The following is a 23,350-nucleotide window of genomic DNA, read 5'->3' as shown; positions in this document are numbered from 1 at the left end:
CAGAATGGGCGGCTATAACTCGTTGGGCGGGCGGTAGAGGATGGGGACTGTAGCGAGAGCGAGGACAGTAGCTGCATGGGAGGGCAGTAGCAGAACGGGCGGCTATAACTGGTTGGGCGGAGGGTAGAGGATAGGGGGGGCTTTAGCGAGAGCGAGAACAGTAGCCGGATGCGACGACATTAGTGGAACGGGGAGCTATAACTCGTTGGGCGGGCGGTAGAGGGTGGGGGCTGTAGCGAGATTGAGGACAGTAGCCGGATACGACGGCAATAGCAGGACGGGAAAGTTATAACTCGTTGGGCGGAGGGTAGAGGATAGGGGGGCTGTAGCGAGATCGAGGACAGTAGCCGGATGCGACGACATTAGCAGAACGGGAAAGCTATAGCAGGCTAAGGAGGAAAGTAGCAGCGGGGCTGTAGCGAGATTGGGAGCTGTTATGAATCCTGCTTGATATTTGGTCGCCATTCCAATTTTCAAACGGCAAAAATGGAAAAATAAGGGTGGCAGGAATTTTCCCGAAGAGTCATTCGACTTATTTTGGAAAGTCGTCGGCAGTAGATTTACAGTTCAAGAAATAAAGACATTTGTCAGTGGTTTCACATTGACGTTTAATAACATGGAAAAACAGACTATCGACGTTAAGGTGCAACTGAAAATGGCGCCCGCTCCGCTGCGGCGCAATTAACTGTAACAAATACGTACCGAAGAGATTTTTACCATTAAACGCGAAATATCAAACGAGTGCCGGACGAGTAAAAACGCAATTCTATAAGCGCTTTAAAAAATTTTATTTTCGGGATTTTCGGGTCTCGCTATCAGTGCGGATCAATGCCGAACCATTTTTTATAAATCGTTGCATATGTACCATTTTCTTTCAGGTGATCGAGAGCAGTGTTATAACGCGTCACCAACTGGCTACCTTGGGGGAAAGCCGCACCATAATTCTGTTGTTCAAGATCGTCTCCGACAGTCTTGACTTTGCCTTTGCCGGTCGTTGCTGCATAATTCAACAAAGCAGGCGTATCATATAACACAGCATCGACATTGCCTTCCAGAAGATCCTTGAACGCCCCGTCTATTTCGGAATACAGACGACGCTCGGTATTCGGCAGATGTTCGATTGCATAAGGAAAAGCACTCGTTCCGTTCTTTATTGCAATCGTTTTTTCCTTTAAATCATCAATTGATTTGATATTGCTATCATTGCGAACCAACAAGATCAGACCACCTGCATAATAAGGCTTGGAAAAATCGACAACGTTCGTCCGCGTTCTGGTAATGGCTAATCCCGCCATAGCAACATCAATCTGGCCGATGTGAACGTCCGACATGATTGTCGAAAAATCCATCGGTGTTACTTTATATTTGACACCCATATCACGGGCAATTGCATCCCAAAGATCTACATCGAAACCGTTAATTTTTCCATCTTGCATATAGCTGAATGGAACGTGATTATTATCGGTTGCAAATCGAACTTCCTGAGCTTGTGCAAGTTTTATAAAGCTTAAAGCTGTCACGCAAATGACAACTTTAAATATAAACCTGAAAGTCATACCCAACTCCCTGAATTTGAAAGACGATCAGAACGTACAAAAAGTACGCCTTTATCCTCAAGCAATATCCTAACAATAAAATTGCTTGATATACTCAATAATAGAATAAAAGGAACAAACATGAAGAACATTAAAATATACTTATATCCTTAAAAATAAAATTTAGAACAATTCTAATGCAGTGATAAGAATTTAAAAAAATTATTTTCCTGCAATCATCACATTCCAGCTTTCTATAAATTCATCCGGTATGCGTTGCGGAAATCCTTGTGAATTGACTAACGCCAATTGAACTTCGGCAGAAACAAGCAATACATCTTCCCGGAAAATTTTTTGAGCCATTACGAGGCGTGCCCCTCCCATTTTTATTATACTCGTCCGGATATTTAGTATATCGTCAAAATGGGCGGATTTATGGTAACTAATAGCCATTTTATGCACAACCCAGCCCGATTTTTCACTTTGCTCACCATTTGCCAGTTCTTTATGGTTACGCAGACTTAATCTTATAAATTCGGAACGTCCACGCTCCAGAAATTCAAGATAACGGGCATGGTAGACGACGCCGGTAAAATCCGTGTCGGCAAAATAGACACGAGCGAAAAGATGGTGCACATGACCGATAAATTCGCCACAAAAAGGAACATTCTCAATCATCGGATTCGCCAAACAGGTTCGTTTGCATTTGATCCATGGACTTCGGAGGATTTAACCCCATATGCGTCCACGCTTTTGCAGTCATTATTCTTCCCCTTGGAGTTCTTTGTATGAATCCTTGCTGGATAAGATAGGGTTCGATAATATCTTCAATTGCGTCGCGAGGCTCGGATAAGCCGGCTGCAATTGTTTCGATGCCGACCGGTCCACCACCAAAATTTTCAGCAATCATTCCAAGATAGCGCCGGTCGAGCTGGTCAAGACCGAGCTGGTCGACTTCCAGACGCAACAAAGCCTCGTTGGCAATGTCTCTGTCTATTGTTTGTGCTCCGGCGACAGAGGCAAAATCCCTGACCCGACGCAAAAGACGGCCGGCAATACGCGGTGTGCCACGCGCACGGCGTGCAATTTCTCTTGCGCCATCCTCGGCAATCGGCATTTGCAAAATATGGGCATTGCGTTTGACAATGTGTTCAAGCTCGTCAACAGTATAAAAATTGAGCCTGATCGGAATACCGAAACGATCACGCAAGGGGGTTGTCAGCAAGCCAAGTCTCGTCGTTGCTGCAACAAGGGTAAATTTTGAAAGATCAATTTTGACGGAACGTGCGGCAGGCCCTTCACCAATAATAAGATCAAGCTGGAAATCTTCCATGGCAGGATAGAGGATTTCTTCAACGGCGGGGCTCAAACGATGAATTTCATCTATGAAAAGAACGTCGCGTTCCTCCAGATTTGTCAAAAGCGCGGCAAGGTCGCCAGCCTTGGCGATCACCGGACCGGATGTCGAATGGAAATTGACACCAAGTTCTTTTGCCATAATTTGCGCAAGCGTTGTCTTTCCAAGGCCGGGAGGGCCGACGAACAAAACATGATCCAAAGCTTCATTACGGCTTTTGGCAGCTTCAATAAAGACTTTCAGATTTGCCCGCGCAACTTCCTGACCGACAAAATCATCAAGACATTGGGGACGTAAAGAAATGTCTCCATCTTCATCGCGTTTATCGGCTGAAATCAGGCGTTTGTTGTTATCCATTCTGCGAGCTTACCTTGAAAGTTCCTTTAAACCAAGCTTTATCAGCTTGGCGGAATCAGCATTATCACCCGCCTGACGCAATGCACTTTGAACGGCATTGGCAGCCTGATCGCGCGAATAGCCAAGATTTTCCAATGCAGAAACCGCATCCAGAATTGCTTGTGAAGAATTTCCCTCTCCAATTTCCTGCTTCAAGGTTATATTCTTGTTACTGCCGGTAAATTCGGGAATTTTGTTTTTCAGTTCTGTGACTATACGTTCTGCCACTTTTTTGCCGACACCCGGAGCACGGCAGATCATGGCAATATCTTTCAAAGCAATTGCGTTGGCAATTTCTGAAGTAGACAATGTTCCGACAAGAGCAAGGGCTACCTTCGCGCCCACTCCCTGAACTGTTTGCAACAGCGCAAACCATTGTTTTTCCGCTTTTGTTGCAAAGCCGAAAAGTTTGATGGCGTCTTCGCGTACCTGCGTTTCGATAAAGAGGGTTACAGCTTCGCCAATGCCCGTCAGGCTTCCAAGAAGGCGTGGGCTTGCAAACACGATATAACCGACGCCATGAACATCAACGATCAGGTGATCGGCATCGATTTCGTCAATAATACCCTTCAATTTTCCAATCATGCCAAAGCCTTCAAGCGTTTTTCAAGACTGTTACGGTTATGGGCATGACATATGGCAATTGCCAAAGCATCGGCTGCGTCACTTGAATCGAAATTGGCGCGCGGCATCAGGACTTTTACCATCATATGAATTTGTTGTTTTTCACCATGTCCAACGCCGATAACCGCCTTCTTGATCGAATTCGGCGCATATTCGGCAACCGGCAAGCCGGCTTGAGCCGGTGCCAACAAGGCAATGCCGCGCGCTTGTCCAAGTTTAAGTGTGGCTGTTGCATCCTTATTCACAAAAGTCTGCTCGACGGCAGCTTCTAGTGGCATATAATGATGAATAATTTCCGTTAAACCATCATAAAGCGTCGATAATCTCGAAGCCAAACTCAACTGGTCATCCGATCTGATGGTACCGGAAGTTATAAATTTCAGATTATTTCCCAGTGTTTCAATGACACCATAGCCTGTACGTCTCAAACCGGGATCAATACCTATAATACGAATCGCTTCACCCATACTTCGCAATATAAAAGTTTCGACCCGATTGTTATAGTTGATTGTGAACAAAAAGGAAACAGAATGAACAGCGGGTTAATTATGCTGAAAAACGGCTTTCAGCATTTCGATTTGCTTGTTAACGGGATTGCCATCGCCATTTTCATTGGTTAAAGCGCTTTCGACATCATGATCCATATGGCGTACGCGTTCTTCTATACGCAACGATAGCTCGACAAGTTGTTTGAATTCGTCCGGCAATTCCTGCCAATGTTCGTTTTCGCCAATAAGAGAGGGCGTGTTAAGGCTGACTTTGGCTTTTTCCTGAGCTATTTGATCTTTCGACATTTCTTTTTCGCGTGCTGCACGAAACAACAACAGCCACGAAGCCACCTGCATCAGCCGCGTGCTCATACGCATTGCTTCGGCAGCATAAAGTGAAGAGGCTTCTCCGGAAAGGTTCCGCGAGGCGACTTTTCCGTCACCGTCAATATAGGAAGCAGTTTTTTCAATCAACGACATTCCCTCGTCATAAAGACGCGAAAACGCACTGTCGAACGCTCCGTGCTCGAACATGACAATCATGTTGTCATTATGAAAATCCTGCGGATGCAATCTTCACACTCCAACCCGTTTTCCGAATTTATTATGTTTATAATAGCCAAATAAAGATGGTCTCCCCCAATTGTCCCCATCGTTTTTTGAACCAAAGGGAAATTGCACTCTTTCGATTGTTTTCGCAACGAATTCCTTAATGCAAGGTTAACGCTTCAAAAGCAGACCGATAGCTTTGGCTTTTATCATTTGACAAAGCAATCAATGGGCGGTTTTGCCGATATTTCCCGAACTTCACCCTGTGAAAGCGCTATCCGGTTCTTTGACAGCACGAATGTCAATTCTGCCAAACAGCTTTTATAAGGCTTGATCCTGTTTCAGGCTTTCTGCCAGCCTTGGTCGGCAATATCGCCTGTTGCGACCTTCTTTGTCTCTATCATTGCCGGAGCAATCGGGCGGTTATAGGTTTTAACACCGGCTTCAAGTTCTTTTGTGGCAATTTTTACCCATTCAAAATAGTAGGCAACTGCAAATTGGATAACAATGCCGGTGGTCAACAAGAGTGTATCATAATAAAGACCGCCCGGATTGACGACCTTCAAAACCTGCCCTGCCATGGCAAGAACTGTGCCCGTCACAAAAACCGCAAGGCTATGTTTTCCCAGAATGGCGAGAGGATGGTTGGCATCCACTTTTGCGAACCGGTTTAATGGACGAATTGCAACGATAAGATAGGCAAGAGCCAGAATATGGAAAAGCCGCGGCAGAGAAAGAAAAGTTTTATTGAAACCGGTAAGCGTCGCGGGAAGCCCCATTGTCGGATTAATCCACCACCAGCCAAGGCGTACCCATAAACAGGAAATAACAAGGTAGGCTAGTGCACTTGCCAACAAAAAAGGGTGGCAGGGGAGACGTCCACCCCTTTTGACATAAAGTGTCACCGAAAGGCCGATAACAAATAATAATTGCCATGAAAGCGGGTTCAGAAACCATACGCCTTTTGTCGGGTAATTATGCGGTGCAATGCCGTAAAATCCGGCAATGATGTAGATTGAAACCGACAAAATAACCAATAATTTGAGTGATTTATTGGCAAGATAGAGCATAAAGGGTGTCGCAAGAATCAAAACAAGATAAAGCGACAGGATATTGTTATAACCGAGCTGGTGACCAAGCGTTACAAGCCCCAGCAATGATTGTGCGGGGTCTTTCAGCAAGGTCGGGATATTATTGACATTCAGAAATTCCGGCCGGTGAAAAAATGTAGCAGCACTGACAAAAATGGAAAGACTGACCAGAGTTGTCAGAATATGGGCGGAATAGAGTGTTGCCGACCGACGCAGAAGCTTTAACGAGATGATAAGGCGATTTTGGCCAAAAAATTTGCTGCCATAAGCAAGGCCGACCGAAATTCCGGAAATCAGAACAAAGGCTTCGGCAGAATCAGAGAAGCCGAAATGTTTATGGGTGAACCATTCATAGATTGTACCGGGTACATGGTTTATGAAAATCGTCAACAACGCTAACGCCCGAAAAACATCAATGCGGGTATCCCTTTTGGACGTTGTCACTTGCGTCAAAGAATTGAAATTTCTGCTGGCCATTTCACTCATCAAAGAAAAATTGTTTCTGCGTCATTATCCGATTTGAAACCAAATTGGAGTCCAAATTAAGAAAAGCACAATCACATTTCTTTCCAGAGTGAAATCATTGTAAGAAATGGTTAGGACGAAAATGTTAGATTCGCCCTAATTCGTCCTTTTTATAGACCTAAACGATATTGCCATGAGTAAAGATACAAATCGCCTATATCCAAGACTTGTGATGACACTTGACACGCGCCGCAATATAAAAGCGGATATTCTCATGGATATTCTCGATCATGGCGATTTTGCCAGTCTCATTGTTTATGATTCGCAAAATGACGCTACATTTTTACAGCAACAGGCGGAACTTCTGGTTGATGGAATAGAGGCAAAATCTGTCGCTTTTCTTGTCGCCAATGACAGCCGGATTGCCGGACGCATTCATGCTGACGGCGTCCATCTTGAAGGCAAGGTTGAAGAACTCCGTGCCCTCCTTGATCGTCGGCACAATTCGATGATTGTCGGCTTTGGCAATTTGCGCGACAAGCACACGGCCATGACAAGCGGTGAATGTGAGCCGGACTATCTGATGTTCGGCAAACTCGGTGCCGATAAAAAACCGGCTCCCCATCCGCGTAACATCGCGCTTTCATCCTGGTGGGCGGAAGTTATGGAAATTCCGGCTATTGTCCAGGCCGGTTCCGACATCGCCACTTTTCCCGAAGTTCTTGCGACAAAAGCCGAATTTATTGCAGTGGAAGAAATGGTTTTCGGCCATGACAATCCGCAGCATAGTGTAAGCGAGATTACCCGCCTGATTGAAGAAAGTGGCGGCTTCGACGGGGAGCTTGTCGAATGAAAATATTCGCAAGCAAACTGTTGGGCCTCGTTTTATTGGCGTCTTTGGCCGGTTTCCAATGGGCTCAAGCTCAGGAAGCACGTTCCGATAAAGGAGCCAAACCCGTTTTACCCAAACAGACAGGGGAAGATTATCTGAAAGCCGGTCAATATGACAAAGCCTATGATAATTATATTGCGGGAAATTATAAGACGGCATTTCTGGAAGCCTTGAAAAGAGGCGAAGAAGGTGATGCTACCGCTCAAACACTTCTGGGGCGGATGTATATGGAAGGCTATGCCGTTGCAATTGACGGGGCACGGGCAGCCTTATGGTTCGGAAGAGCTGCCAAACAAGGCGACCCGCAGGCTGAGTTGCGTTACGGGCTTTTGCTTTTTAACGGTACTTATGTGCCCAAAGACCCGTCAATGGGCGAGGACTATATCAAACGCGCGGTTGATGCAGGTGTACCGGAAGCCTATTTCTATTACGGCCAATTATTGTTGAACAAATCTGAAAGCGATGATGCGCTTGAAACGAGCCTCGGTTATTTTCTGAAAGGGGCCTCTCTCGGTGATCCCGACTCGGCTTTCGCAGCAAGCCAGATTCTGGCAAGAGGAACACCGAAACGCCCGCGTGATGATAATAATGCACGCAAATTGCTGGAAGCAGCTTCGGCAAAAGATCACGTTCCTGCGCAAATTACATTGGCCAAATGGATGGTTGAAGGACGCGGTGGTCCGCAAGATTACGAAGGTGCATTCAATTTGCTCTTAATGGATGCAAGCAAGATGATTGCGCCGGCACAGATCAATCTGGCAAGGCTTTATCGCGATGGCATCGGAACCGAGGGGGATATTGTAAAAGCCGCAGCTTGGTATATGGTAGCCAAACAGGCTAAAATGGAAGCTCCGGATCTTGAAACTATGTTGGAAGGCATGTCGGATGAGCAATTGGCAACAGCCCGCCAAAAAGCAGAACAGCTTATGCCAACACTTTAAAGTTCAGGCGTGTCCTTAAATTTGAGGCCGCGCCCCTTGCTTAAAGACTATTTTTATGGTCTTGAACACGTTAATTGAGGGCATATTCTAATGTCCTTATTCCATAATAATCTAATGTCGGATGAAAACTATGAAGATTAATGGCAATGAAATTCGCCCTGGCAATGTGATTGAACATAATGGCAGCCTTTGGGTTGCAGTCAAATGCAATGCCGTCAAACCGGGTAAAGGCGGTGCCTTCAATCAGGTTGAATTGAAGAATCTGCTTGATGGAACAAAATTGAACGAACGTTTCCGCGCTGCTGAAACTGTTGAAAAAGTAAGACTTGAGCAAAAGGACTATACATTCCTTTACGAGCAGGGTGACGCACTCGTTTTCATGGATTCAGAAACTTTCGAGCAGCTTGAATTACAGAAAGATTTTGTTGGCGAACGTGCTGCTTTCCTTCAGGATGGCATGAAGGTCACGGTTGAACTTTATGAAGAAAAGCCGATCGGTATTGATTTGCCCGATCAGGTCACATTGACGATTACCGAAGCGGATCCGGTTGTTAAGGGGCAGACGGCTGCTTCTTCCTATAAGCCGGCCGTTCTTGAAAATGGCATCCGCATTCTCGTGCCGCCGTTTATTTCGGCTGGCGAGAAAGTGGTTGTGGATACAAACGAGCTTATTTATCTGCGTCGTGCAGATTAAGGATTGGTTTGATGGCGCGTTCAGCGATAATGAATGTCATGGTACAAGCGGCAATGAAAGCGGGGCGGTCGCTTGCCCGTGACTATGGTGAGGTACAAAATCTTCAAGTGTCTTTGAAAGGGCCGGCCGATTATGTCAGTCAGGCCGATCGACGCGCAGAAGATATTGTCCGGACAGAGCTTTTGAAAGCGCGTCCGGATTATTGTTTTCTCATGGAAGAATCGGGCGAGATCAACGGCAGCGACACGCAACATCGTTTTATTGTCGACCCGCTTGACGGAACAACCAATTTTCTTCACGGCATACCTTTTTTCGGCGTTTCGATTGCATTGGAGCGTCAGGGACAGATTGTTGCCGGTGTGATTTATAATCCCGCAATGGATGAACTCTTCACTGCCGAGCGTGGTGGTGGCGTGTTTCTCAATGACAGACGCATGCGGGTTGCCAATCGCCGCAAGCTTGAAGATTGCGTTATCGGAACAGGTATTCCCCATCTTGGTCGTGGTCATCACGGCGAATATCTTGTCGAACTGCGCAATGTGATGGCCGAAGTGGCAGGTATCCGGCGTATGGGGGCGGCAGCAGTTGATCTTGCTTATGTTGCAGCCGGTCGTCTTGACGGTTTTTGGGAAGATAATCTACAGCCATGGGATATGGCGGCCGGCCTTTTGATGGTTCGGGAAGCCGGTGGCTTTGTCAGTGACAAGGATGGCGGGCAGAATATCTTCGGGAAAAAGAATATTGTTGCCGGAAACGAGCTTATTCATAAAGCACTGATGAAGACGATAAAAAAACCGATCTAAGGGCTAAGCTTTGTTCAGAAATTTCTATCAAATTCCATTCCCGCTTTAAAAAAAGCGGGAATTTTTTTGGGGTAAGATCGTGCACATATGTGTTTCGTTTGAGTTACGTTCACCTCATAAATCGCCGCCAGCGGCGGCTTGCTCTTTTTTCAACCGGTAGCGGGCAACAAGCGAACGTATTGGATCGGGAACAATAAAGCTCGGATGGCTGTTCTCGCGAATGAAGCGGATTTCTTCATTATTATCACCAGAAATAAAATCGGCCGCATAAAATCCGAGATATGTGCCTTTTGCCACGCCAACGCCATTACAGCCATTCAAAACCATGATATTTTCAGCAGGTTTATGGAAAACATAATTCTGGTTGAGCGTAACGGCAATCATTCCGCCCCATGTGTATTCAAACGGAATATGGGAAAGCATAGGGAAACGGTTCTCGAACGAACGCCTATGATGGGTCAAGGCAAAGTCGAGATCATCTTTTGAAGTCGTCAATGTTGGTGCAAAACGCAATATATTACGAATAAAGATGCGGTGGTCGGGTGTATAGCGCACTGTTGTGCCTGCCGGATGAGCCGAGGTAATGCCCCAAGGTTTTACATTGGAAAAATACTTTTCGACATCACTAGCATCAAGCGGTTTTGTCAGGCTGGCATAAGTGTAAACGGGCGCAAGACGGTGCTTTTCATAGCCGAATTCACTGTTGAAAATATTGCCTGCCTCGAAGATAAATTTTGCCGTAATAAGCCCGCGGGCAGTTCTAATCACATGCTTAGAACCATAAGTGATTTCTGTAACGGGTGTTTGTTCAAAAAGGCTGACAGAAGGTGGTAAGGCTTTGGCAATACCGCGAATAAGTGCGGCAGGGTTAACAAGGACATTGCCCTTTGTATAGATTGCCCGTTGATAATAGCTAGTTCCCAATCGTTTCGCTAAATCGTCTCCGGCAATATCCTGATAATCAAACCCGTCATTTTTGAGTTGTGCGGCAAAATGGTCAAGATTGCCGAGGTTATTTGTTTCGCGGGCGGCCATATATTTACCGCTTTCCTGCCAGTCACAGGAAATAGCATAATGGTCTTTAAAATCATGCAAACGCTTTATGGCAAATTTATTCAATGCATAAAGCCGCCGGTCATGATCGGGGGTTGTTTTGCCGCCATCCACATTGTGCGGAACATCAATGATAAAACCGGCATTCCGCCCCGAAGTGCCTTCGCCAACTTTAAGTGCATCAATGACCGCAATCTTTGTATCCGGTTGCCGTTCGGCCAAACGATGAGCCAAGGAAAGGCCGATAAAGCCCGCTCCGATAATCACAAAATCAAAGTCTTTATCGTCTTCAAAGCTTTTGCCAATTGTTATTCCATGATCGGGCGATGTGGCAAACCAACCTGAAACGCCGTCAATTTTGGGCTCCACGCGAATCTGAACCATAGTCTGGCCTGTTTTCTAATTCCTGTATGTTCTTTTGCCGTATTGTCTTCAATGCGAGAATTGGAGTTTTGCCAAGCGCGCATAAAGGCCGTTTTGAGCAACCAGCTCGTCATGCGTGCCTTCTTCGACAATAGCACCTTTATCAAGAACAACAATTCTGTCGGCTTTCAAAACTGTTGCCAAACGATGGGCGATAACCAGAGTTGTGCGATTTTTCATTAATCCTTCAAGTGCTCTTTGTACAAGCATCTCGTTTTCCGCATCAAGTGCGGATGTTGCTTCGTCAAGCAAAAGAAGCGGAGCATTGCGCAAAATTGCGCGGGCAATGGCTATGCGTTGCTTTTGTCCGCCTGAAAGGGTAATGCCGCGCTCGCCGACTTCTGTTTCAAAACCGTCTTTCAAATTATGAATGAAGTCGAGTGCATGGGCAGCCTCGGCCGCTTCTTCAATAGCTTTATTATCGGCCAAAGGATTACCGAAAGCGATATTTTCCCGCAAAGTTCCATCAAAAATGGCGACATCCTGCGGGACATAGGCAATGCGCGAGCGTAAATCTTCAAGCTTGACTTTGGAAATTTCCGTACCATCAAAAGTAAGATTGCCGCTATCAGGGTCATAAAAGCGCAAGATCAATGAGAAAATTGTGCTTTTGCCACCGCCGGACGGGCCTACAAAAGCAACCGTCTCTCCGGCTTTGATCGAAAATGTCAAATTGTGCAAGACAGCTTGCGATTTTCTGGTCGGATAGGCAAAATCGACATGATTAAAGTTGATTGCACCCCGTGCCGGTTCCGGCAGTTTCAACGGGCTGGCGGGAACAGTAATTGCAGTTTTTTCAACAAGCAGTTCGGCAAGTCTTTCGGCAGCCCCTGTTGCCTGTGCGAGTTCTGCACCAACTTCCGATAATTGGCCGAATGCACTTGCACCGAAAACCGCATAAAGAACGAATTGCCCCAATGTTCCGGCCGTCATGGTTTTATTCAAGACATCGTTCGAGCCAATCCACAACACGGCTACAACACTGCCAAAAACAAGAAAAATGGCAAAGGCGGTTAAAAATGCACGCGACAGAATGGAGCCACGTGCCGATTGGAAAGCCCTTTCGATCAATTGGGAAAACCGTTTATTGACATTTTGTTCAGCCGTAAAAGCCTGAATAGTGCGAATAGCGCTCACCTGTTCGGAAGCAAGTGCTGTCGCATCGGCAAGACGGTCTTGTGCAAGGCGGGTTCTCTTTCTCACTTTGCGGCCGAAAACAATGAGCGGAATAACAACAATGGGAATTGCCACAAGCACCATAGCCGACAGTTTCGGACTGGTCACAATCATCATGATAACGGCACCAACGGCCATGATAATATTACGCAAGAAAACCGAAGCTGTAGCACCGACAGCAGATTTTACCTGTGTTGTATCGGCAGACAAGCGCGAGATAATTTCACCGGAACGGGCTTTGTCGAAAAATTCCGGTGACAAGTTGATTATATGGGAAAAAACATCCCGCCGGAGATCGGCCACCACATGTTCACCCAGAGTAATTACAGAATAATAACGTCCGGCTGAAGCAAGAGCCAGAATTGCAGCAAGCAGAAACAGCACCGCAAAATAGGAATTTATCATTGTACCGTTGCTCAAACTAAAGCCATGATCGAGCATACGGCGGATTGCAATGGGAAGTGCCAACATGACAAGGGCAGCAACAATCAAAGAAACAGCAGCCGAAAAGGCAAGTTTTTTATAGCGGAATACATAAGGTTGCAGTGCTGATAAGGGACGCAAGCTATGTTTTTTCGGGGCAGATAGTCTTTTTTCGCTATTTTCCATGCTGTTCTTCTTATCCATATTCTATTGTGCCCTTGTGCTATCGTTCGTGCTGTTGTATAGGCAACACCAGATTTTTATCGAAGTCCGGTGAAGTCCGGGCTTTGTTTATCAAATTGATGAACGGATGGCATCATGAAAATACACCATGTGACTGTTCGTTCCCGTTAGAAGCAGGAAGTTCGCGTCATGAAAGCTGATATTCATCCCGATTACCACACCATCAAGGTTGTGATGACAGATGGCACCGAGTATTTCACCCGCTCCACTTGGGGTAAAGAAGGTGACACCATGAATCTTGATATTGATCCGAGAACACATCCGGCTTGGACTGGTGGTTCACAAACCCTCGTTGATCGCGGCGGTCGTGTTTCCAAGTTCAAAAACCGTTTTGGCAATCTCGGCCTTTAATAAGTTTCTATTTTGCTTTTAAAACCCGCCAATGCGGCGGGTTTTTTATTGTTTAAAAATATCGCAATTGTTCTCGAATGCACGATATTTCCAACTCTACCTCTGGAACGGTTATCGAAAGACTTGGTTGCCACGGCAGGCAAGAAGATAAAGGTCGAGAAAAATTCTAACTATCTTGAGGTCAAAGCCTGCTTTTGAAAAACAGGCTGTTTTTTTAACAAGCAACCGGCTTTTGAACAGGAGACAAATCCCACAGACGGGAGATGAAGTCGGCACTCCGATAAAAAACCGGCCTTCGGGATGTTTAAAAAACACCCGAAAGCCGGAACAATCCAGTTTGAAACTTCAAGAATAAATTTATTCGGCGGCAAGCTTTGCCATGACTTCGTCACTAACCTCGAAATTGGCATAGACGTTCTGGACGTCATCATCTTCTTCCAAGGTAGAAATCAGACGGAGAACCGATTCGGCTTTTTCTTCATCAATCGGCGTTGTCGTTGATGGTTTCCAGACGACTTTGACCGATTCGGCTTCACCGAGTGCGGCTTCAAGTGCTTTGGAAACTTCGCCGACATTTTCAAAAGCGCAAGTAATGACGTGACCATCTTCATCAGACTGGACATCATCGGCACCTGCTTCAATGGCCGCTTCCATAACTTTGTCTGCGTCGCCGGCTTCCGGTTTATAAACAATTTCGCCAACGCGATTGAACATGAAGCCGACCGAACCTGTTTCACCCAATGCACCACCGGCTTTGGTGAAAGCGGCACGAACATTGGAGGCGGTACGGTTGCGGTTATCTGTCAAAGCTTCAACAATAACAGCGACACCAGCCGGGCCGTAACCCTCGTAGCGGACTTCTTCATAATTTTCGCCATCATTACCGGCAGCCTTTTTAATCGCCCGTTCGATATTGTCTTTCGGCATGGACTGGGCTCTTGCATTCTGCACAGCCAAGCGTAAACGGGCATTCATCGCAGGATCCGGCACACCAAGCTTGGCCGCAACAGTTATTTCGCGGGCGAGTTTGGAAAACATCTTCGAGCGCATCGCATCCTGACGACCTTTGCGATGCATAATATTCTTAAACTGTGAATGGCCTGACATAGATCACCTTTCGGTTTTCACCGACAGCGAGCCTTGGAATGATCGAAGTTTCCTGTCGGACAATGTTCTAATAAAATCTGAATGAGCGCCTTATACGGAAAACGAGTGAAAAGGTAAAGAGTTGCCCGTCTTTCACCAAAAATCCGGCAAGCATTCTTCCAATCGCGGTCCAAGACGCAAGGCAGATACTTTTTCTGCAAGTCCTGTGCGGTCGGAAATTTCAACTGCAAGTCCACAAATGGTTGCAGGCCCGCTCGCCGGTTCATAGCGACCACGCGATATTTTTGTAACAAAACGGTTGAGCGGTTCTTCTTTATCCATGCCAAGTGACGAATCATAATCGCCACACATACCGGCATCCGACATAAACGCAGTGCCGCCACTGAAAATCTGATAATCGGCTGTCGGAACATGGGTATGAGTGCCCACCACCACACTGGCGCGACCATCAAGAAAATGGCCAAAACATTGTTTTTCGCTTGTGGCTTCGGCATGGAAATCAAAAATCACGGCATCGGCCTGCTCGCCGAGCGGACATTCTCCCACAATGCGTTCGGCTGCCTCGAACGGATCGTCAAGATCAGGATGCATAAATACCCGCCCCATAACATTGGCAACAAGCACACGCGCACCGTTTTTTGCAATATAGACACCCGAACCTTTGCCCGCCGTCCCTTTCGGAAAATTTGCAGGTCTTAAAAACCGGTCGGCATGATCGGCAAAAGTCAGAGTTTCTTTCTGGTCGAACGCATGGTTGCCGGTGGTTACAACATTTGCACCGGCTTCCAGTGTTTCATTATAGATTTTTTCGGTAATGCCGAAGCCGGAAGCTGCATTTTCTCCGTTAACGACAACAAAGTCGAGCTTGAGACCCGATATCAGGCCGGGAAGCTTCTGGAACACTGCTGTGCGGCCGGATTTGCCAACCATGTCACCTAAAAATAAAAATCTCATAATTTTGCTCTAAACATATTTTAAAAAGACCTCAAACCGCTTTCGGTTAGTATCATTGCCAATTTTTGGTCGTGTGGCTCTGCCGGTATTGATGGAACTTCCTGACAATCGAAAGCAAGTCCGATCAATAACGGGTTATGCCCGTTTTCTCTCATGCTTGCAATTGCCCGATCATAGTAACCGGCGCCATAACCGATCCTGTTTCCTTTACTATCGAAAACCGAAAGCGGAACGAGAAGTGTCTCAGGCGCAACAATTTGCGCGTCTTCAGATGGCCCCACTGTGCCAAAACCCATATCAACGAGTTTTCCCTCATCTTCAAAAATTCTGAAAACCATTGTCGTTTTATCAATAAGCGCAGGTAAAGCCAGTTTGAACCCATGTTTTTTCAAGGCCGACATGAGAGGGCGCGGGTCGATTTCGCTTTTGATCGGCCAGAACCCTGCAACCGTTTTGCCTTTCAAAATGGCGAGCAGCTTTTGAAGCTCCTCGACGAGTTTTTGTGAAATGACAACACGTTGTTTTTCCGGTATCCGGTCGCGTTTTGCCAGTGCTTCCCGTCGAAGCGTGTTTTTGTTGTTGGTCATATTGCGAGAAACGTTTTCCACTTCTGTTTATTTCTTAAAAGCTGCTCTGCGATTTAGTGTTAAAATCCGGTTCACTCATGCGCGATAATGGACGATCATCCGGTTTTTTCAAAGCTGTTTTATAAAATATTGCCAAGAGAATGGTGGAAACCGGTCAATCGCGTCGATAAACACCATGATTTCTTCAATCACCACGCATCGGCAAGAAAATCGGCAAGAAAACAGGGGAAAGGCCGAACCCGCAACATTGATCGAAACAATTTGAAGATGGTGATGAGGTTGATTTGAAGAAATAAATTTGAAGCAGGAAGAGGAGTGCAGCTAAAAATTGAAACGGGCGGTGGCTTATAGGTGTGGAAAGATTATCGTTTATGCCGCACAATTTGGAGAGAGAAAGTGGCGATCCGCAGCAACCGGTGGAATGTATTTGATCCCGGGAAACCTACAACGTAGGTGGGCGCCATATGAAAAGGCCCACGAGCCTAATCAGGGACAGCTCCCTTAGAGATCAATAAGGCCCCGGGGATGCAGTTATTCCTGTCGAGAAGAGCAGAACGCCTTCGCCAATATAGGTCAAGTCACCGCCTGTTACCAGTCTGCAAAGTAGTTTTTGAAAAGTAATTTTTACCGCATCCGGAACTGGTGCAATTTGGCTGGAAGTCAGATGGCTTGCCCTGTCTGTTCTTCCAGAATATCGGCAACATGTTTTTGGGCGCGTTGCATTTGAGGATAAATTTTCAACGCATCTTCATAGGCGTGTAGCGCAAGCTTATTGCGCCCTGTCATTTCCAGAATCGACCCGACAAGAAACAGGGCATTATAATTTCTGGGTTCCAGCTCAAGGGAACGTTTCAGATCGCTCATTGCAAGTTTCAGGTCATTCAATTGCACATGAACGGCCGCACGACGTGCCCAACCTTCGGCATAATCAGGTTGCAAAGCGACCACATTATCAAGAAAATCGAGCGCCATGGCATAATCTTGCTCGTTGATTGCGTCTTCCGCCCATTGCATGAGAAGATCAATCGTATCGCTCCCCGATTGCGCCCACAGGCCTTGAATCTGGCGGCTTATTTTTCCCGCTTCCTTGTAATCGGGCGTTCGTTTCAAAACAGCGAGCAAACGGTCGATTTCAGCCTGTTTTTTTTGTAATGCATTCTGGTCTTTTCCAAGATCGGGCAATGCTTCATCCGGTGAAGGTTTTTCCGGAATCATATCTTCAGGCGATAATGGCGGAGAATCAGGATCTTCTTGTGGTGGAAGTTCCGGCAAGCCTTGGGAAAAAACTGTCGCAGGCAACACCGCCATTACAATAGATAGCGACATAATGAAAAAATGAATTTTCAATCTCTTCAACATTATTTCCTCTGCCACTGTCGTTTTTCTTTGTCACTTGTCGCCTGTGACACATGATTTTGTTATTCAAAACTGCAACATATCTTGTTGGCGATCTTATATGGATGAACGAACCGAAGCAATGCCGGAAAAATCCGGGGGAAATAAAAAAGGCTCCGAAACGGAGCCTTTTTAAATCATATATCGAATAATCAACCCTGGCGGGCTTTGAAGCGCGGGTTGGTCTTATTGATGATGTATATACGACCCTTGCGGCGAACCATGCGGTTGTCGCGGTGACGACCCTTGAGCGCTCTGAGCGAATTTTTAATTTTCATTTCAATCACCGTTTGTATAACCCGTCGCCGGGTAAAAGGATTAGTCCCGTAATCGGGCTTGAATTTCGTCGGTCAAATAGCCTGACGATAGAGGGTTTGTCAACTGCAAATCACGTAAAAATAGTGTTTCTGTTGGCAAATTCTATCAGGAATGAGGCAATGAAGATGTTTATCCCTGCCTTTTATCTGTCATCAAGGGCGACCGGTCAGCCTTATAATGTGCCCCATTTTTCTTCCCGCTCTCAACTCCGCTTTTCCATAAAGGTCGATGAAAGTTTGCGGTTCAGCCAATAAATCGGGCAAGCGTTTCACATCCTCGCCGATCAGATTCTCCATTACACAATTGCTATGCCGCGTTGTTTTGCCCAAAGGAAGACCGGTGACTGCACGTATATGCTGCTCGAATTGCGAGATAAGGCAAGCCGCTTCTGTCCAGTGGCCGGAATTATGAACGCGCGGTGCCAATTCATTGGCTAGAACCGAGCCGTCTTCCAGAACAAAAAATTCCACCCCGATCACGCCGATATAATCGAGTTCATGAAGAATCGTTTCCGCAGCTTTTTGCGCTGTTTCAGCGGTTTTTTTGTCAATGGAAGCCGGAACGGTGGATGTCCTTAAAATTCCATCGCGGTGAACATTTTCAGGGCAATCATAAAAGGCAACACGGCCTTTAAAGTCACGTGCGGCAATAACCGATATTTCTTTTTTGAACGGAACAAATCCTTCAAGAATGGCAGGCACATTGCCAATATCGGCAAGCGCTTTGTCGATTTCTTCTTCATCCGGATTATCAAGCCGTACCTGTCCCTTGCCATCATAACCGAATCGGCGTGACTTCAGAATGCCTTTGCCGCCAACATTGCCAAGACCGGCAATCAGCATTTGACGATTGTCGACAAGAAACCACGGAGCGGTTTTTATGCCGCTGTCGTTCAAAAATTTCTTTTCGGTAAAACGATCCTGAGACACTTCGAGTGCTGCGGGCTTTGGCAAAACAGTTGCTTTTTTGGCAAGCCGGTCAACGGCGCGAGCCGGAACATTCTCGAATTCATAAGTAATAACATCGGATAAATTGGCGAGTTCATCCAAGGCTTTTTCATCGTCGTAATTCGCCACGATTTGTCGATTGGCCGTCTGTGCTGCCGGACAATCCGGCGTCGGCTCAAGAATAATTGTATGAAATCCGAGCCGTGCCGCTGCACTTGCCATCATGCGAGCAAGTTGCCCGCCGCCGATGATGCCGATTGTATCTCCTGGTTCAAGACTTTTCATTTTTTACCTCGTCGGCCGGAAATTCCGAAACACCGGCAGTCTGGTTGGTGCGCCATTCGTCAAGCCGCTCTGCGAGAGCCTTGTTTGAAAGGGCAAGGACAGCGGCGGCAAGAAGTGCCGCATTAATGGCACCGGCTTTGCCGATCGCAAGTGTTCCGACCGGTACACCTGCCGGCATTTGTACAATGGAAAGAAGCGAATCCTGTCCCGATAATGCGCGTGACTGGACAGGAACACCGAATACCGGAAGACTGGTCATGGCGGCGGTCATTCCCGGCAAATGGGCAGCACCTCCGGCACCGGCAATAATAATCTTGAAACCGGCTTTTTTGGCGCCTTTGGCAAAATCGTACAAGCGATCAGGCGTGCGGTGAGCCGAAACGATTCTTGCTTCATAACCGATGCCGAGACTTTTTAGCGTTTCGGCAGCATGGCGCATTGTTTCCCAATCGGATTGGCTGCCCATAATAATGGCAACATCATGTGTTTCTGTGCCCATAATTTTTCCTGCCCCTTTATATCAGGCGATGATGTCGGGAATAATTCGATCTTCAAGTTTCTGTAACTGGTCTTTGATTGCCAGCTTCTTTTTTTTCATCCGCTGGATTTGTAACTGGTCACAGCCAGCTTTTATCATAGCGTCAATTGCTGCATCATAATCAGCATGTTCCTGCTTCAGCTTGGCAACGGCCAATTTGACATCAACCTGTTCCTGTTCTGACATTCTCTGGCCGTCCTATTTTTGCAATCGTGCTTATATGGCATGGAGCTTGTTTATCAGTCGGTCTTTAAAGCCCATCATTAATTTTTTGCCTATATCACGAAAGAAAAATTGCGGAAATGTTTAATTGTCAAATTCTGTATTATTCGATTTTGAAGTCGACAATTAATCTTAAAGATGCCAAGTTATTTTTCAACGCCAAGCTATTTCATAATAATTGAAACAGGCTTTGCATAAAATACAAAGTTAATACCGTAAATAAGGAGCATGGTATGGCAACTGAAGCACATCTGGCATCTTTGGAACGTAAACACCAGGAGCTTGAAACGGAAATTGACAAAGCTATGGCTTCACCTTCGGCTGACGATTTGTCGATCAATGAACTCAAGCGGAAAAAGCTTGCACTCAAAGATGAAATTGAAAAGCTGAAGAATCTTTAAACGCCGGCATTTGCTTTTTTAAAACGGGGCGCGAATTATCGTGCCCCGAACAAGAAATGATTGTGCCCCGAACCGGACACAACGAAGTTCCGAACGAACACCCGACAAGATATAAGTGGTCTGAATAAAATTTACTTGAACTATGATGGAAGCCTGACGTTGAACGCTATTTGACCTTTGTCAAAGAAGTGGTTTTCGGGAAAATGGCGGGTCTGTTTTTCCGGCAATAACCGGTGTGTGACAAAAAAGAAGTCGATGTGTGACAGAAAAGAAACCGGTGTGTGACAGAGACGAGCGAAAAAGAAGAGCGAATTTTTGTAAAAACGCGTTTCAATAATTCAAATGTTTGATGTGAAAAACGTAAACTATTGAAAGACCGGATCGGCAAAGAGATCACATGCATCGGGTGATTGCCCGAACAGCTATTGTTGAGGAAAAATCGTTTAAACGGAATTGTCTTGCAAACGGAATTGTCTTTTTTGGGGGGGAGAAAAATATTTGCAAGGTCAATGCCGGAAATTTTGGTAGAAAACACAAGAAATTCGATGAAAGGGAACACAATGACTTTTTCTGAAAAGACAATGCGGGCTATTGAAATTGCCGGTAAGGGCGGGCCTGAAGTCCTCAAACTTGTCGAAGTCGATGTTCCGGATATTAAAGATAATGAAATTCTTGTGCGTGTCCGTGCGGCGGGTGTGAACCGCCCTGATGTTTTTCAAAGACAAGGAAGTTATCCGCCGCCGGAAGGCGCTTCGCCACTACCGGGGTTGGAGGTTGCCGGTGAAATTGTCAAACTTGGTGTTGCAGTCAAACAATGGAAGATTGGCGACAAAGTCACGGCACTGATCGCCGGTGGTGGTTATGCCGAATATGCGGCAGTTGCTGCCGATAATGCTTTACCTGTTCCGGAAGGCTATGATTTTATCAAAGCTGCGGCATTGCCTGAAACTTTCTTCACCGTTTGGAGCAATGTTTTTGATCGTGGGCATTTGAAATCGGGGGAAGTTTTCCTTGTTCATGGCGGTACTTCCGGCATTGGCACGACAGCTATCCAATTGGCAAAAGCTTTCGGTGCCAAGGTGGTTATAACAGCAGGAACAGCGGAAAAATGCGAAGCCTGTTTGAAACTTGGAGCCGATCTTGCAATCAATTACCGAACAGAGGATTTTGTCAGCAAGGCTCAGGAATTTACCAATAAAAAAGGTGTCAATGTAATCCTTGATATGGTCGGGGGAGATTATACCAACAAGAATTACAAAATCGCTGCACCTGATGGACGTATTGTCCAGATTGCCAATTTGTCCGGCTCTATGGCAACAGTCAACCTCAACTATATTTATGTAAAACGGCTTATTCATACCGGCTCGACCTTGCGGGCACGCGATACTGTCTTCAAAGCTGCCATCGCCGCCCAATTAAAGGAAAAGGTCTGGCCGCTTCTTGAAACAGGTAAAATTCAGCCGGTTATTGATAAGGTTTTTCCGCTTGAAGAGGCGGCAAAGGCTCATGAACGCATGGAATCAAGCGCCCATATAGGCAAAATAATTCTCGAAATTGACTAAGGGGCTTGCGAGTTTCACCTCATGTCTTGTCGTTTTATAAAATTCGGTTTATAAGGCTTGGCGAATTCCCGGAAAATGTGGTCTATTCCACGTCCCGCCTCACCGGAGCGGGCGAACGAGAGGATAATGTTATGGCAACACAACTATTGATGCCCAAAGCTACAGCCGTTTGGCTGGTTGATAATACGGCGCTTTCTTTTGACCAGATCGCCGCTTTTTGCAAATTGCATCCATTGGAAGTCAAAGCGATTGCCGATGGAGAATCAGCACAAGGCATCAAAGGGCTTGATCCCATCATTACCGGTCAATTGACGCGTGATGAAATCGAACGCGGCGAAAAGAATAATGATTACCGCCTGAAAATCTCCGAACCCAAAGTTCGCCTTCCGGAAAACAAGCGTAAAGGGCCGCGTTATACACCGCTTTCAAAGCGTCAGGACCGTCCGAATGCGATTTTGTGGCTGGTACGCAATCATGCCGAATTGAAAGATGCACAGATTGCCCGTCTGATCGGCACAACAAAGTCGACAATCGAACAAATTCGCAATCGTACACACTGGAATTCGGCAAATTTGACACCGATGGATCCGGTAACACTGGGACTTTGCTCGCAAATCGAACTTGATATAGAAGTAGAAAAAGCAGCCAAAAACCGTCCTGCTGCAATGCCTGAAGATGGCACATTGCTACCGGCATCGGCAACCGAAAACCTTGAAATTAACGATAAGAAAGACGAAGAACTGGACGCCGACAAGGTTTTCGCCAAGCTTTCTTCGCTCAAAAGTGATAACAGCGAAACAAACGATAGCGACGACAAGTAAAAGAGCTTTCTCTTATAGGTGAAGTTGCTTGTGTATATAGACCCCGTGCCTATACACATTGTTACGTGCTTATCACGATTGAAGAATTGTTGAATTTCTGAATTTTATTTTTTAAGCACCCGCAATTTTTGTAAATTGCGGGTTGTCTTTATAGCATCTACCCAAGTTTTCAAAATGACGGAAGTCATCATGACCCGTTGTATAATATCAACGGGAAACATTATATTTCATATGTTCGGGTAAAAAATGGTAAAATCCGGAGTTTATTATTGTAGAAAATTTAAAAATATAATTTATGAAAGAAAAATAGAAATAAAATAAGTCATCATAAAATATCTATTGTTTCAAAAATTGAATATGATGTTTGAATATATTTTTACTAATTATTTCAGCACGTTTGGCAATGCTTTTTTGGCTGTTTTTTAGATAATCGGGAAAGGAAAACAGGCAAAGCAGAGATCATCCATTTTATGGCGATCGACTTTGTAGAAGCGAGAAAAAATTACTAAAAATTAACCATCTTTGGCTATCTATAAACGAGAAGCATAAGCGCCGTAATCTTTGCGTTTTGGCCTTTGTTTCACCAAATTTGAACGTCATAGAAATGTCGTGAAGCATTGCTAATAGAATTTGAAAACATGCTTCGGGCGTTTAGACAGGAATTGAAGAGTTTTGCTAAAGGCCGCCCGGTAAAAGATGCCGGGCGTTT

26 protein-coding genes and 1 other RNA gene are annotated in these 23,350 nt (G+C 45.8%); 9 read left to right on the top strand and 18 right to left on the bottom strand.

The features are described 5' to 3' along the window. Positions 1 to 815 precede the first annotated feature (815 nt). From GQS64_RS00415 to GQS64_RS00385, 7 genes are all read right to left on the bottom strand, one after another. Positions 816 to 1,556: a transporter substrate-binding domain-containing protein gene (locus GQS64_RS00415; RefSeq protein WP_077994010.1), complete on the bottom strand. Its 741-nt coding sequence runs from the start codon at positions 1,554 to 1,556 to the stop codon at positions 816 to 818. Positions 1,557 to 1,757: 201 nt separating this feature from the next. Continuing rightward, positions 1,758 to 2,213, bottom strand: a complete 456-nt coding sequence (locus GQS64_RS00410; RefSeq protein ID WP_077994008.1) for a YbgC/FadM family acyl-CoA thioesterase — start codon at positions 2,211 to 2,213, stop codon at positions 1,758 to 1,760. After that, the gene (ruvB, locus tag GQS64_RS00405) at positions 2,206 to 3,249 is read right to left on the bottom strand and encodes a Holliday junction branch migration DNA helicase RuvB (RefSeq protein ID WP_077994007.1); all 1,044 of its coding nucleotides are present in this window, start codon (positions 3,247 to 3,249) and stop codon (positions 2,206 to 2,208) included. The genes GQS64_RS00410 and ruvB overlap by 8 nt, the downstream gene beginning before the upstream one ends. A gap of 9 nt (positions 3,250 to 3,258) precedes the next feature. Then, positions 3,259 to 3,873 carry a Holliday junction branch migration protein RuvA gene (ruvA, locus tag GQS64_RS00400; RefSeq protein ID WP_198230310.1) on the bottom strand — a complete coding sequence of 205 codons (615 nt, stop codon included), beginning with the start codon at positions 3,871 to 3,873 and terminating at the stop codon, positions 3,259 to 3,261. Beyond that, entirely contained in the window at positions 3,870 to 4,379 is a 510-nt protein-coding gene (gene ruvC, locus GQS64_RS00395) for a crossover junction endodeoxyribonuclease RuvC (RefSeq protein ID WP_198230309.1), read from the bottom strand. Before ruvC ends, ruvA begins: the two co-directional genes overlap by 4 nt. A 75-nt stretch (positions 4,380 to 4,454) precedes the next feature. After that, entirely contained in the window at positions 4,455 to 4,943 is a 489-nt protein-coding gene (locus tag GQS64_RS00390) for a DUF1465 family protein (protein WP_198230852.1), read from the bottom strand. A gap of 347 nt (positions 4,944 to 5,290) precedes the next feature. Continuing rightward, entirely contained in the window at positions 5,291 to 6,517 is a 1,227-nt protein-coding gene (locus GQS64_RS00385) for an OpgC family protein (RefSeq protein ID WP_198230851.1), read from the bottom strand. 181 nt (positions 6,518 to 6,698) lie between these two features. Here GQS64_RS00385 and GQS64_RS00380 point away from each other — a divergent pair, with 181 nt between their 5' ends. The 4 genes from GQS64_RS00380 to GQS64_RS00365 all read left to right on the top strand — a co-directional run bounded on the left by GQS64_RS00380 (position 6,699) and on the right by GQS64_RS00365 (position 9,835). Next, positions 6,699 to 7,358: a thiamine phosphate synthase gene (locus GQS64_RS00380; RefSeq protein ID WP_198230308.1), complete on the top strand. Its 660-nt coding sequence runs from the start codon at positions 6,699 to 6,701 to the stop codon at positions 7,356 to 7,358. Next, the gene (locus tag GQS64_RS00375; protein ID WP_198230307.1) at positions 7,355 to 8,338 is read left to right on the top strand and encodes a tetratricopeptide repeat protein; all 984 of its coding nucleotides are present in this window, start codon (positions 7,355 to 7,357) and stop codon (positions 8,336 to 8,338) included. The genes GQS64_RS00380 and GQS64_RS00375 overlap by 4 nt, the downstream gene beginning before the upstream one ends. A gap of 130 nt (positions 8,339 to 8,468) precedes the next feature. Then, positions 8,469 to 9,032, top strand: a complete 564-nt coding sequence (gene efp / locus GQS64_RS00370) for an elongation factor P (RefSeq protein ID WP_077993998.1) — start codon at positions 8,469 to 8,471, stop codon at positions 9,030 to 9,032. A gap of 11 nt (positions 9,033 to 9,043) precedes the next feature. Further along, positions 9,044 to 9,835: an inositol monophosphatase family protein gene (locus tag GQS64_RS00365; protein ID WP_077973022.1), complete on the top strand. Its 792-nt coding sequence runs from the start codon at positions 9,044 to 9,046 to the stop codon at positions 9,833 to 9,835. A gap of 114 nt (positions 9,836 to 9,949) precedes the next feature. On the opposite strand, the gene GQS64_RS00360 is transcribed toward GQS64_RS00365, so the two are convergent. Continuing rightward, positions 9,950 to 11,272, bottom strand: coding sequence for an NAD(P)/FAD-dependent oxidoreductase (locus tag GQS64_RS00360; protein ID WP_198230306.1), 1,323 nt, complete (start codon positions 11,270 to 11,272; stop codon positions 9,950 to 9,952). 48 nt (positions 11,273 to 11,320) lie between these two features. Further along, the gene (locus GQS64_RS00355) at positions 11,321 to 13,114 is read right to left on the bottom strand and encodes an ABC transporter transmembrane domain-containing protein (protein WP_077993995.1); all 1,794 of its coding nucleotides are present in this window, start codon (positions 13,112 to 13,114) and stop codon (positions 11,321 to 11,323) included. A 168-nt stretch (positions 13,115 to 13,282) separates the two neighbouring features. Between GQS64_RS00355 and rpmE the strand changes: the two genes are divergently transcribed. Continuing rightward, positions 13,283 to 13,504 (top strand): 50S ribosomal protein L31, encoded by a 222-nt coding sequence (gene rpmE / locus GQS64_RS00350; protein WP_075869314.1) that lies wholly within the window; start codon positions 13,283 to 13,285, stop codon positions 13,502 to 13,504. Between the two features lie 357 nt (positions 13,505 to 13,861). Here the strand turns inward: rpmE and GQS64_RS00345 are convergent, their stop codons facing one another. The 3 genes from GQS64_RS00345 to GQS64_RS00335 all read right to left on the bottom strand — a co-directional run bounded on the left by GQS64_RS00345 (position 13,862) and on the right by GQS64_RS00335 (position 16,173). After that, positions 13,862 to 14,611 carry a YebC/PmpR family DNA-binding transcriptional regulator gene (locus GQS64_RS00345; RefSeq protein ID WP_077993993.1) on the bottom strand — a complete coding sequence of 250 codons (750 nt, stop codon included), beginning with the start codon at positions 14,609 to 14,611 and terminating at the stop codon, positions 13,862 to 13,864. A 132-nt stretch (positions 14,612 to 14,743) separates the two neighbouring features. Next, on the bottom strand, positions 14,744 to 15,565 hold the full coding sequence (locus tag GQS64_RS00340; protein WP_077993991.1) for a TIGR00282 family metallophosphoesterase: 822 nt from the start codon (positions 15,563 to 15,565) through the stop codon (positions 14,744 to 14,746). 20 nt (positions 15,566 to 15,585) lie between these two features. Next, complete coding sequence (locus GQS64_RS00335) at positions 15,586 to 16,173, bottom strand: 5-formyltetrahydrofolate cyclo-ligase (RefSeq protein WP_369805170.1); 588 nt, start codon at positions 16,171 to 16,173, stop codon at positions 15,586 to 15,588. Between the two features lie 66 nt (positions 16,174 to 16,239). On the opposite strand from GQS64_RS00335, the gene GQS64_RS00330 reads away from it, so the two are divergent. Further along, positions 16,240 to 16,440 carry a hypothetical protein gene (locus tag GQS64_RS00330; RefSeq protein WP_198230305.1) on the top strand — a complete coding sequence of 67 codons (201 nt, stop codon included), beginning with the start codon at positions 16,240 to 16,242 and terminating at the stop codon, positions 16,438 to 16,440. 109 nt (positions 16,441 to 16,549) lie between these two features. Here the strand turns inward: GQS64_RS00330 and ssrS are convergent. From ssrS to GQS64_RS00300, 6 genes are all read right to left on the bottom strand, one after another. Beyond that, positions 16,550 to 16,711, bottom strand: a non-coding RNA gene (gene ssrS, locus GQS64_RS00325) — 6S RNA. A gap of 101 nt (positions 16,712 to 16,812) precedes the next feature. Continuing rightward, positions 16,813 to 17,526: a hypothetical protein gene (locus GQS64_RS00320; RefSeq protein ID WP_369805169.1), complete on the bottom strand. Its 714-nt coding sequence runs from the start codon at positions 17,524 to 17,526 to the stop codon at positions 16,813 to 16,815. 173 nt (positions 17,527 to 17,699) lie between these two features. Beyond that, a complete protein-coding gene (gene ykgO / locus GQS64_RS00315; protein ID WP_075869311.1) occupies positions 17,700 to 17,825 on the bottom strand; it encodes a type B 50S ribosomal protein L36 in 126 nt (41 codons plus the stop codon). A gap of 192 nt (positions 17,826 to 18,017) precedes the next feature. Then, positions 18,018 to 19,097, bottom strand: coding sequence for a 5-(carboxyamino)imidazole ribonucleotide synthase (locus GQS64_RS00310; protein WP_198230304.1), 1,080 nt, complete (start codon positions 19,095 to 19,097; stop codon positions 18,018 to 18,020). Continuing rightward, entirely contained in the window at positions 19,084 to 19,596 is a 513-nt protein-coding gene (purE, locus tag GQS64_RS00305) for a 5-(carboxyamino)imidazole ribonucleotide mutase (protein WP_198230303.1), read from the bottom strand. Before purE ends, GQS64_RS00310 begins: the two co-directional genes overlap by 14 nt. A gap of 21 nt (positions 19,597 to 19,617) precedes the next feature. Continuing rightward, a complete protein-coding gene (locus GQS64_RS00300) occupies positions 19,618 to 19,821 on the bottom strand; it encodes a YdcH family protein (RefSeq protein WP_077993980.1) in 204 nt (67 codons plus the stop codon). 269 nt (positions 19,822 to 20,090) lie between these two features. On the opposite strand from GQS64_RS00300, the gene GQS64_RS00295 reads away from it, so the two are divergent. The 3 genes from GQS64_RS00295 to GQS64_RS00285 all read left to right on the top strand — a co-directional run bounded on the left by GQS64_RS00295 (position 20,091) and on the right by GQS64_RS00285 (position 22,641). Continuing rightward, a complete protein-coding gene (locus tag GQS64_RS00295; protein WP_077993977.1) occupies positions 20,091 to 20,258 on the top strand; it encodes a YdcH family protein in 168 nt (55 codons plus the stop codon). A 560-nt stretch (positions 20,259 to 20,818) separates the two neighbouring features. Continuing rightward, positions 20,819 to 21,820 carry an NAD(P)H-quinone oxidoreductase gene (locus GQS64_RS00290; RefSeq protein WP_246798474.1) on the top strand — a complete coding sequence of 334 codons (1,002 nt, stop codon included), beginning with the start codon at positions 20,819 to 20,821 and terminating at the stop codon, positions 21,818 to 21,820. 131 nt (positions 21,821 to 21,951) lie between these two features. Further along, a complete protein-coding gene (locus GQS64_RS00285; protein WP_198230302.1) occupies positions 21,952 to 22,641 on the top strand; it encodes a DUF1013 domain-containing protein in 690 nt (229 codons plus the stop codon). Positions 22,642 to 23,350 lie beyond the last annotated feature (709 nt).

Origin of the sequence: Bartonella sp. P0282 (assembly GCF_048452985.1) — a bacterium.
In the GTDB taxonomy this organism is placed as follows: Bacteria; Pseudomonadota; Alphaproteobacteria; order Rhizobiales; family Rhizobiaceae; genus Bartonella; species Bartonella choladocola.
This window is presented reverse-complemented; position numbering and strand designations above follow the sequence as displayed.

Bases quoted from the DNA above. Each gene is read 5' to 3' on its own strand.
- GQS64_RS00415 (WP_077994010.1), bottom strand. From the start codon at position 1,556: ATGACTTTCAGGTTTATATTTAAAGTTGTCATTTGCGTGACAGCTTTA.
- GQS64_RS00410 (WP_077994008.1), bottom strand. From the start codon at position 2,213: ATGATTGAGAATGTTCCTTTTTGTGGCGAATTTATCGGTCATGTGCAC.
- ruvB (WP_077994007.1), bottom strand. From the start codon at position 3,249: ATGGATAACAACAAACGCCTGATTTCAGCCGATAAACGCGATGAAGAT.
- ruvA (WP_198230310.1), bottom strand. From the start codon at position 3,873: ATGATTGGAAAATTGAAGGGTATTATTGACGAAATCGATGCCGATCAC.
- ruvC (WP_198230309.1), bottom strand. From the start codon at position 4,379: ATGGGTGAAGCGATTCGTATTATAGGTATTGATCCCGGTTTGAGACGT.
- GQS64_RS00390 (WP_198230852.1), bottom strand. From the start codon at position 4,943: ATGATTGTCATGTTCGAGCACGGAGCGTTCGACAGTGCGTTTTCGCGT.
- GQS64_RS00385 (WP_198230851.1), bottom strand. From the start codon at position 6,517: ATGGCCAGCAGAAATTTCAATTCTTTGACGCAAGTGACAACGTCCAAA.
- GQS64_RS00380 (WP_198230308.1), top strand. From the start codon at position 6,699: ATGAGTAAAGATACAAATCGCCTATATCCAAGACTTGTGATGACACTT.
- GQS64_RS00375 (WP_198230307.1), top strand. From the start codon at position 7,355: ATGAAAATATTCGCAAGCAAACTGTTGGGCCTCGTTTTATTGGCGTCT.
- efp (WP_077993998.1), top strand. From the start codon at position 8,469: ATGAAGATTAATGGCAATGAAATTCGCCCTGGCAATGTGATTGAACAT.
- GQS64_RS00365 (WP_077973022.1), top strand. From the start codon at position 9,044: ATGGCGCGTTCAGCGATAATGAATGTCATGGTACAAGCGGCAATGAAA.
- GQS64_RS00360 (WP_198230306.1), bottom strand. From the start codon at position 11,272: ATGGTTCAGATTCGCGTGGAGCCCAAAATTGACGGCGTTTCAGGTTGG.
- GQS64_RS00355 (WP_077993995.1), bottom strand. From the start codon at position 13,114: ATGGATAAGAAGAACAGCATGGAAAATAGCGAAAAAAGACTATCTGCC.
- rpmE (WP_075869314.1), top strand. From the start codon at position 13,283: ATGAAAGCTGATATTCATCCCGATTACCACACCATCAAGGTTGTGATG.
- GQS64_RS00345 (WP_077993993.1), bottom strand. From the start codon at position 14,611: ATGTCAGGCCATTCACAGTTTAAGAATATTATGCATCGCAAAGGTCGT.
- GQS64_RS00340 (WP_077993991.1), bottom strand. From the start codon at position 15,565: ATGAGATTTTTATTTTTAGGTGACATGGTTGGCAAATCCGGCCGCACA.
- GQS64_RS00330 (WP_198230305.1), top strand. From the start codon at position 16,240: ATGGACGATCATCCGGTTTTTTCAAAGCTGTTTTATAAAATATTGCCA.
- ykgO (WP_075869311.1), bottom strand. From the start codon at position 17,825: ATGAAAATTAAAAATTCGCTCAGAGCGCTCAAGGGTCGTCACCGCGAC.
- GQS64_RS00310 (WP_198230304.1), bottom strand. From the start codon at position 19,097: ATGAAAAGTCTTGAACCAGGAGATACAATCGGCATCATCGGCGGCGGG.
- purE (WP_198230303.1), bottom strand. From the start codon at position 19,596: ATGGGCACAGAAACACATGATGTTGCCATTATTATGGGCAGCCAATCC.
- GQS64_RS00300 (WP_077993980.1), bottom strand. From the start codon at position 19,821: ATGTCAGAACAGGAACAGGTTGATGTCAAATTGGCCGTTGCCAAGCTG.
- GQS64_RS00295 (WP_077993977.1), top strand. From the start codon at position 20,091: ATGGCAACTGAAGCACATCTGGCATCTTTGGAACGTAAACACCAGGAG.
- GQS64_RS00290 (WP_246798474.1), top strand. From the start codon at position 20,819: ATGACTTTTTCTGAAAAGACAATGCGGGCTATTGAAATTGCCGGTAAG.
- GQS64_RS00285 (WP_198230302.1), top strand. From the start codon at position 21,952: ATGGCAACACAACTATTGATGCCCAAAGCTACAGCCGTTTGGCTGGTT.